Annotated in this window: 8 protein-coding genes; 6 read left to right on the forward strand and 2 right to left on the reverse strand. The window is 72.2% G+C overall.

What is annotated here, in order from left to right:
- The 3 genes from WEB03_RS01655 to mscL form a co-directional block, all read left to right on the forward strand.
- A partial coding sequence (locus WEB03_RS01655) for a class I adenylate-forming enzyme family protein (protein WP_368069232.1) occupies positions 1-771 on the forward strand: 771 nt, incomplete at its 5' end.
- Positions 768-1,472, forward strand: coding sequence for an alpha/beta family hydrolase (locus WEB03_RS01660; RefSeq protein ID WP_368069233.1), 705 nt, complete (start codon positions 768-770; stop codon positions 1,470-1,472). The genes WEB03_RS01655 and WEB03_RS01660, both read left to right, overlap by 4 nt.
- Positions 1,473-1,569: 97 nt before the next feature.
- Positions 1,570-1,971 carry a large conductance mechanosensitive channel protein MscL gene (gene mscL, locus WEB03_RS01665; RefSeq protein ID WP_368069234.1) on the forward strand — a complete coding sequence of 134 codons (402 nt, stop codon included), beginning with the start codon at positions 1,570-1,572 and terminating at the stop codon, positions 1,969-1,971.
- A 37-nt stretch (positions 1,972-2,008) separates the two neighbouring features.
- Here the strand turns inward: mscL and WEB03_RS01670 are convergent, their stop codons facing one another.
- On the reverse strand, positions 2,009-3,502 hold the full coding sequence (locus tag WEB03_RS01670) for an NAD-dependent malic enzyme (RefSeq protein ID WP_368069235.1): 1,494 nt from the start codon (positions 3,500-3,502) through the stop codon (positions 2,009-2,011).
- Positions 3,503-3,671: 169 nt separating this feature from the next.
- On the opposite strand from WEB03_RS01670, the gene tkt reads away from it, so the two are divergent.
- Positions 3,672-5,675, forward strand: a complete 2,004-nt coding sequence (gene tkt / locus WEB03_RS01675; protein ID WP_368069236.1) for a transketolase — start codon at positions 3,672-3,674, stop codon at positions 5,673-5,675.
- On the opposite strand, the gene WEB03_RS01680 is transcribed toward tkt, so the two are convergent.
- Entirely contained in the window at positions 5,656-6,066 is a 411-nt protein-coding gene (locus WEB03_RS01680) for a hypothetical protein (RefSeq protein ID WP_368069237.1), read from the reverse strand. The genes tkt and WEB03_RS01680 overlap by 20 nt on opposite strands.
- A 161-nt stretch (positions 6,067-6,227) precedes the next feature.
- Here WEB03_RS01680 and WEB03_RS01685 point away from each other — a divergent pair, with 161 nt between their 5' ends.
- Positions 6,228-6,659 (forward strand): antibiotic biosynthesis monooxygenase, encoded by a 432-nt coding sequence (locus WEB03_RS01685; RefSeq protein ID WP_368069238.1) that lies wholly within the window; start codon positions 6,228-6,230, stop codon positions 6,657-6,659.
- Between the two features lie 156 nt (positions 6,660-6,815).
- Positions 6,816-7,222: PCRF domain-containing protein (locus WEB03_RS01690; RefSeq protein ID WP_368069239.1), on the forward strand; the 407-nt coding region annotated here is incomplete at its 3' end.

Here is a 7,222-nt window from a genome sequence, read left to right on the forward strand (position 1 = left end):
GCCGACCGGGACCTGTCGTCGATCCAGATCTTCGTCTCCTCCGCGGACGTCCTGCCCTCCGACCGGGCTCGGCGCCTGCAGCGTTACGGCGCGTTCGGGCGGGTGGCCGGCCACGGGTTCGGGTCGGCGGTCGTGGTCGACATCTTCGGCATGGTCGAGCTGTCCGGTCCGGCGGCGATCCGGCTCTACCCGCCGTCGCCGGTGGGTTCGCTCCCGGCGCCGTCGTTCGCCAAGACCCTCCCCGGTGTGCGGGTCCGCGTCGTCGACGAGGACGGCCAGCCGCTGCCGAACGGTGAGGTCGGCGAGATCCAGTGGCACGGCCCGAACGTCCTCGAGGGCTACGAGGGCGACCACGAGGAGGGCCCCGACGACGAGGGTTGGTTCGGGTCGGGCGACAACGGCCGCGTCCTGCGTGGTGGGCTGTTCCAGTTCGCCGGGCGGTCCAAGGACCGGTTGAAGGTCGGCGGGTTCTCGGTGTTCCCCGCCGAGGTCGAGGAAGCCCTCAAGGACGCGGAGGGGGTCGCCGAGCTCGCCATCGTCGGGGTCGAGGACGAGCGGCTCGGTGAGCGGCTCGTGGCGGTGGTCGTGCCGACCGGTGGTTTCGATGACGACCGGTTCCTGACCTGGGCGCGTGATCAGGTCGCCGGGTACCGACGACCCGCCGAGGTCGTGACCGTCGAACACCTCCCACGGGGCAACAACGGCAAGCTCGACCGGGAAGCTGCGACCGAGCTCGCGGAGCAGGCGCTCGGCGTCACGGAGGACGCGTGAGCTACGAGGCCATCGAGCTCGAGCTCGCGCTCGAGGATGCGCCGTCGCCGGTCGTGTCGGCGGCCGTGCACGCACCGGTCCGCCAGAGCGGTCCGGCGGTCCTGCTGACGCCGGGTGCGGGTGGGAGCTACGACGGGGCGCCCCTCACCGGGCTCGCCGACGTGCTGGCCTCGCTCGGGTGCACCGTGGTCCGGGCCAACCTGCCGCACCACCAGCTCGGTCGACGGGCGCCCCGAGCCGAATCGTCGGTGCCCGGCTACCGCGCCGTGCTGGCGGCCGCGCGGGCCCAGGTCGCACCGCAGGCGTCGTGGGTGGCCGGCGGGAAGTCGTACGGGGGTCGCGTGGCGACGCTCGCTGCGGTGGATGACGCGCTCGAGGTGGCCGGGCTGATCCTGCACGGGTACCCGCTCCACCCGCCGGGGAAGCCCGACCAGCTCCGTGTCGACCACTGGCACCGCATCCCGATCCCCGTCCTGTTCCTGCAGGGGACGCGGGACCCGTTCGGGTCGGCCCACGAGCTCGAGGAGCACCTGACCAAGCTGCCGCGGCGGGCGACCCTGCTGGCCGTCGAGGGTGGCGATCACACGCTCGACGTCGCGGGCGTCCACGCGCCGGACGGGGTCCGCCGTCCCGCCGCGGAGGTCCTGGAGCGGTCCGCCGAGCCGATCGCCACGTGGCTACGCGTGCTGGCTGACTCCTGACGGGCGCCGCACCGCCTGGACAGCGGCAGGTGCGGCGGTGCACCGACCCGTCCTGGCTAGCGTCCGCGGCCGTGGACGGCCGGACCGAGGAGGCGCCGTGATCGCGGAGTTCCAGGAGTTCATCAACCGGGGCAACGTCGTCGACCTCGCGGTCGCGGTCGTGCTCGGAGCGGCGTTCACGCCGGTCGTCAACGCCGTGGTCGAGCGCCTGTTGATGCCGCTGATCGCGTTGTCGGTCGGACAGCCGAACTTCGACTCCATCGGCCAGTTCGCCTGCGAGGGCGCCACCTGTGCCGGGTCGGTGGGGGCCGTCATCACCGCGATCATCAACTTCCTGCTGGTCGCCTTGGCGGTCTTCCTGATCGTGAAGGTCTACAACCGGATGTCGCGGGGCAAGAGCCCGGAGCAGGACGACACGGTCGACTCCGACGCCGATCCCGACGACGTCGTGCTGCTGCGCGAGATCCGCGACGCGCTCGTCCGCCAGCCGCCACGTTGATCCGACCGCGAGCGGCGGCTGACCTGGCGGGCTCGGGTCAGTCCTCGCCCGTGAACTTCTGCGCCACCGCCCGTTGGACCGCCCGTCGGGCGGCCTCGTGCATCGCGGCCTCGGACTCCGACTCGCGGGACCCGTAGGACCCGGGCCGCACGTGCCCCTGCTCGCGGGCCGTCGACGCCACCGCTTCCGCGACGACCGGCACGACCCGACGGTCGAACGGCGACGGGATGATGTAGTCGTCGGCCAGGTCGTCGGCGACCATCGACGCGATCGCCTCGGCCGCGGCGATCTTCATCTCGTCGGTCACGGTCGTCGCCGCGGCGTCCAGCAGGCCGCGGAACAGCCCGGGGAAGGCCAGCACGTTGTTGATCTGGTTCGGGAAGTCGGACCGGCCGGTGGCCATCACCCGCACGTGACCGCGTGCGACGTCGGGGTGGATCTCGGGGGTGGGGTTGGCCAGCGCGAAGATGATGCGGTCCTCCGCCATCGTCTTCACCAGCTCGATGGGGAGGGTGTTCGGTCCGGAGACCCCGATGAAGACGTCGGCGCCGGCCAGCGCGACGTCCTTCTGCCCGGACAGCTCGCGCGGGTTCACCTGCTTGGCGAGCCGCCTCCGGATGGGGTCGGTGCCCTTGCGCTTGGACTCGAGGATGCCGTCGATGTCGACCGGGACGATGTCCTCGATCCCGGCGGCTCGCAGCAGGTTGACGATGGCGACACCGGCGGCGCCGATGCCCTGGACGACGACCCGGAGCGAGGTGAGGTCGCGGCCGATGACCTTGGCGGCGTTGGTCAGCGCCGCGAGGACCACGATGGCCGTGCCGTGCTGGTCGTCGTGGAAGACGGGGATGTCGAGGCGCTGCCGGAGCTTGCCCTCGATCTCGAAGCACCTCGGTGCGGAGATGTCCTCGAGGTTGATGCCACCGAAGCCGGACGCGATCCGGGCGACGGTGTCGACGAACAGGTCCGGGTCCTGTTCGTCGACCAGCAACGGGTAGGCGTCGACGCCGCCGAAGGACTTCAGCAGCATCGCCTTGCCCTCCATGACCGGCAGGGAGGCGAGCGGGCCGATGTCGCCGAGGCCGAGCACGGCGCTGCCGTCGGTGATCACGGCCACCGAGTTCGAGCGGATCGTGAAGCGGTACGCCGCGACCGGATCGTCGGCGATGAGGCGGCAGACCTTGGCGACCCCAGGCGTGTAGACGAGCGCGAGGTCCTCGTTGTCCAGGACGTCGCGGGTCACCTCGACGCGGATCTTGCCGCCCTCGTGCGCCTCGAGGATGTCATCGAGGATGGCCAGCAGCTCGACGCCCTCGAGTTCGACCAGGAGCGCCGCGATCTCGTCACCGTGCTGTTCGTCGCGGACGTCGACCGACACGTCACGGAAGACCACGTGGCGCTGCTCGCCGGTGCGTTCGGTGTCCACGACCTCGCCGCCGCACTCGTCGATGGCGGCCGTGACGCGGCCGAGCATGCCCGGCGCGTTCTCGAGCGCGAGCCGGTAGGTCAGCCTCTGGGTGAGCGGCGGCACGGTACAGGACCTCTCACGGTCGGGGAGATGCGCACCGCCCTCGCGGCCGCGTCGCGCAGGGTAGGCCCCCCGGTGGTTGTGGCATCATCCGCGCGACGAGGCCATCGTCCCGATCGGCCCCCTCCCGCCGCGCACGTCGCGCGTGCCCCCCGAAACCGAAGGCTCCCGCGTGGTCACCGACCTCGAGCAGCGCTCCGTCGACACCTTCCGCACCCTGGCGATGGACGCCGTGCAGCAGGCCAACTCCGGTCACCCGGGTATGCCGATGGGCTGTGCTCCGCTGGCGTACGTGCTGTTCCGGGAGGTCCTGCGGCACGATCCGTCCGATCCGCACTGGGCCGGTCGCGACCGCTTCGTCCTGTCCGCGGGGCACGGGTCGATGCTCCTCTACGCCGCGCTCCACCTGTCCGGGTACGCGCGGCCGACGCTCGACGACATCAGGAACTTCCGGCGGTTCGAGTCGGTCACCGCGGGGCACCCCGAGAACTTCCTGCTCGACGGCGTCGAGACCACCACGGGGCCGCTCGGTCAGGGCGTGGCCAACGGCATCGGCATGGCGCTGGCAGCCGAGCGTCTGGCTGCCGAGTTCGACCGGGACGGGTCCGACATCGTCCAGAGCCGCATCTACGGCATCGTCTCGGACGGGGACCTGATGGAGGGCGTCGCCAGCGAGGCCGCCTCGCTGGCCGGCCAGCTGCAGCTCGGCCGCGTCACCTACCTCTGGGACGACAACTCGATCACCATCGACGGCTCGACCGACCTCGCCTTCTCCGAGGACGTGCTCGCCCGGTTCGACGCGTACGGCTGGCACACGTCGCGGGTCGACGACGTCACCGATCTCGACGCGGTCCGTGCCGCCATCGCCGAGGCCGACGCGGACCCGCGTCCGTCGCTGATCGCGGTCAAGACCGTCATCGGCCACGGCTCGCCGAACAAGGCCGGGACGTCGAAGGCGCACGGTGCGCCGCTCGGACCGGACGAGATCGCCGCCACCAAGGAGGCGCTCGGCTGGCCCCACGCCGAACCGTTCACCGTGCCGGACGACGTCCGTGACCACCTCGACGTCGCCGACCGCGGGGCGCAGCTACGGGCTGACTGGGACCAGCGGGTCGGCGCCTACCGCGACGCGCACCCCGATCTCGCCGCCGAGTTCGACCGTCGGGTCGTGCGCGGCGATCTGCCCGAGGGCTGGCTGGATGCGCTGCCCACGCTCGAGGACAAGGCTGCCACGCGCGTGCACTCCGGCGCCGTCATCAACGCGCTGGCACCGGTGCTGCCCGAGCTGTTCGGCGGCTCGGCCGACCTCGCTGCGTCCAACAACACCGACGTCGAGGGTGGCGGGGATTTCTCCGCTGACGACCGGCTCGGTCGCAACCTCCGCTTCGGGATCCGGGAGCACGCGATGGCTTCGATGGCCAACGGCATGGCGCTGTTCGGTGGCGTGCTCCCGTACGTGGCGAGCTTCCTGGTCTTCACCGACTACTGCCGACCGGCGATCCGGTTGGCTGCGCTGATGCGGACCAAGGTCGTCTACGTGATGACCCACGACTCGATCGGGCTCGGCGAGGACGGCCCGACCCACCAGCCGATCGAACACCTCGCGTCCCTGCGCGCCATCCCCGGCCTGCAGGTGTTCCGCCCGGCCGACGGCGACGAGGTCGTCGGCGCCTGGCGCTGCGCGATCGAGCACGATGGCCCGTCGATCATCGCGCTGTCCCGCCAGGGGCTACCGCCGCTCGGCGACAAGCCAGCGGACGCGGTCGACCGTGGCGCCTACGTGCTGAGCGACGCCGGGGTCGCCGATGGCCAGGACCCGGACCTGATCCTGATCGGCACCGGCTCCGAGGTGCAGCTGTGCGTCGAGGCAGCTGACCAGCTCGCCGCCGACGGCACCGGTGTGCGCGTCGTGTCGGCCCCGAGCTGGGAGCGGTTCGCCGCCCTCGACCTCGCCGACCGGGACGCGGTGTTGCCACCGACGGTCCGCGCCCGGGTCGCCGTCGAGGCCGCGACCCCGTTCGGCTGGGAGCGTTTCGTCGGAGACGCCGGTGAGGTGGTCGGCATGACCCGCTTCGGCGCGTCGGCTCCGGCCGGTGACCTGTTCGAGCGGTTCGGTTTCACCGCCGACAACGTCGTCTCCGTCGCCCGCGGGGTGCTCAAGCGCCTCGAGAGCTGACCGGCGGTCCGTCGCCCGGCGGGTCCAGGCGGGCGCGCTGCCGTTTGGAGACCAGGCCGAGGTTGTCCGCCTCGGCCCGGCGTGCTTTCAGGAGCCAGTAGCGCGAGAGCAGCCCCATCGTCACCGTCGAGATGGCGATGGCGACGACGGCCGCCTGCCACCCGGCGCTGATCTGGGTGATGCCGATGGCGGGGCCGGCGAGCCACACCCACCGCCACAGCCGCTGTTGGCGCCGAGCGACGAGCACGGCGTGGACCGCGAGCTTGCGTTCGTCCACGGCCCGGCCCCGGCTCACGGCCCGCGCCACGGCGCGACGCGAGGACAGCGGCAGCGCGGCGAACTCGCGACGGAGCCCGTGGAGGTCGCCGGCGTCGGACGTACCTCGAGCCACGTCGGCCCTCCCTCGGTCGGTCCTCGCGCGGTGCGAGCCGGCCGCACAGGGTAGGGCCGCTGAACCCCACCCGAAGGTGAGCCTGCGCGCCGGTGACCGTGGGCCGGGTGGGTCTCGGTACGGTCGCCGGTCCAGCCGTGACCGAACCGAGGAGCCCGTCCGTGTCCGTCGTGAGGATCAACGTCCTGCAGGTGCCCGAGGGGCGCGGTGAGGTGCTCGAGCAGCGCTTCGCCTCCCGTGCCGGCGAGGTCGAGAAGGTCGACGGCTTCGAGTCCTTCGAGCTGCTGCGCCCGACCGAGAACTTCGACCGCTACCTGGTGATCACCCGGTGGCGCGACGAGGAGGCGTTCCAGGCCTGGATGTCCAGCATGGCCTTCCAGCAGGGCCACGCCCGGTCGGCGGCGGACGCTGAAGCGACCGATGCCGAGGCACCCGCGGGCGGCGGTCACCCCGGCGGTGCACCGGAAGGCGGGCACCCGGGCGGTGCACCGGAAGGCGGGCACCCGGGCGGCGCCCCCGGCGGTGGGGGACCGGCTGCGGTCGGTTCGGAGCTGTGGAGCTTCGACGTGGTGACCTCGGCGACCAAGGCCTGACGCGAGCTCGTCGGTGAGCGTCGTGCGGAAGAACGGCGGAACGCCTCGCGGGTCGGGGGCGGCGGAGGCTAGCCGTGCGCCCCGGTCACCCCGGACGGGTGCGGGAGCTTGCTCGGTACCATCGCCCGTCGTCCCCGATCCGTGAGGCAGCCCCCGATGCCCGACAGCCACGCCGACGAGCTCGAAGCCGCGCGCCGCCGCGTGGCCCAGCTCGTCCACGACCTCGACCTCGAGGGCAAGCGCTTCCGTTTCGAGGAGCTGCAGGAGCTGGCCGGCCGCCCGGAGCTGTGGGACGACCCGAACCACGCGCGATCGGTCACCACCGAGCTGTCGGCGATCGAGCAGGAGGTCGCCAGGCTCGCCGCGCTGACCGAACGGGTCGATGACCTCGAGGTGCTCGAGGAGCTCGCCCAGGAGGAGGACGATCCGTCCTCGGCCGTCGAGGTCACCTCGGGCTTGGCCGCCCTCGAGGCCGACCTCGACCGTTACGAGCTGGCCACCCTGCTGTCCGGGGAGCACGACAGCAACGACGCCATCGTGTCCGTCCACGCCGGTGAGGGCGG

This window comes from Nitriliruptor sp., from assembly GCF_040882075.1.
Classification (GTDB): Bacteria; Actinomycetota; Nitriliruptoria; order Nitriliruptorales; family Nitriliruptoraceae; genus Nitriliruptor.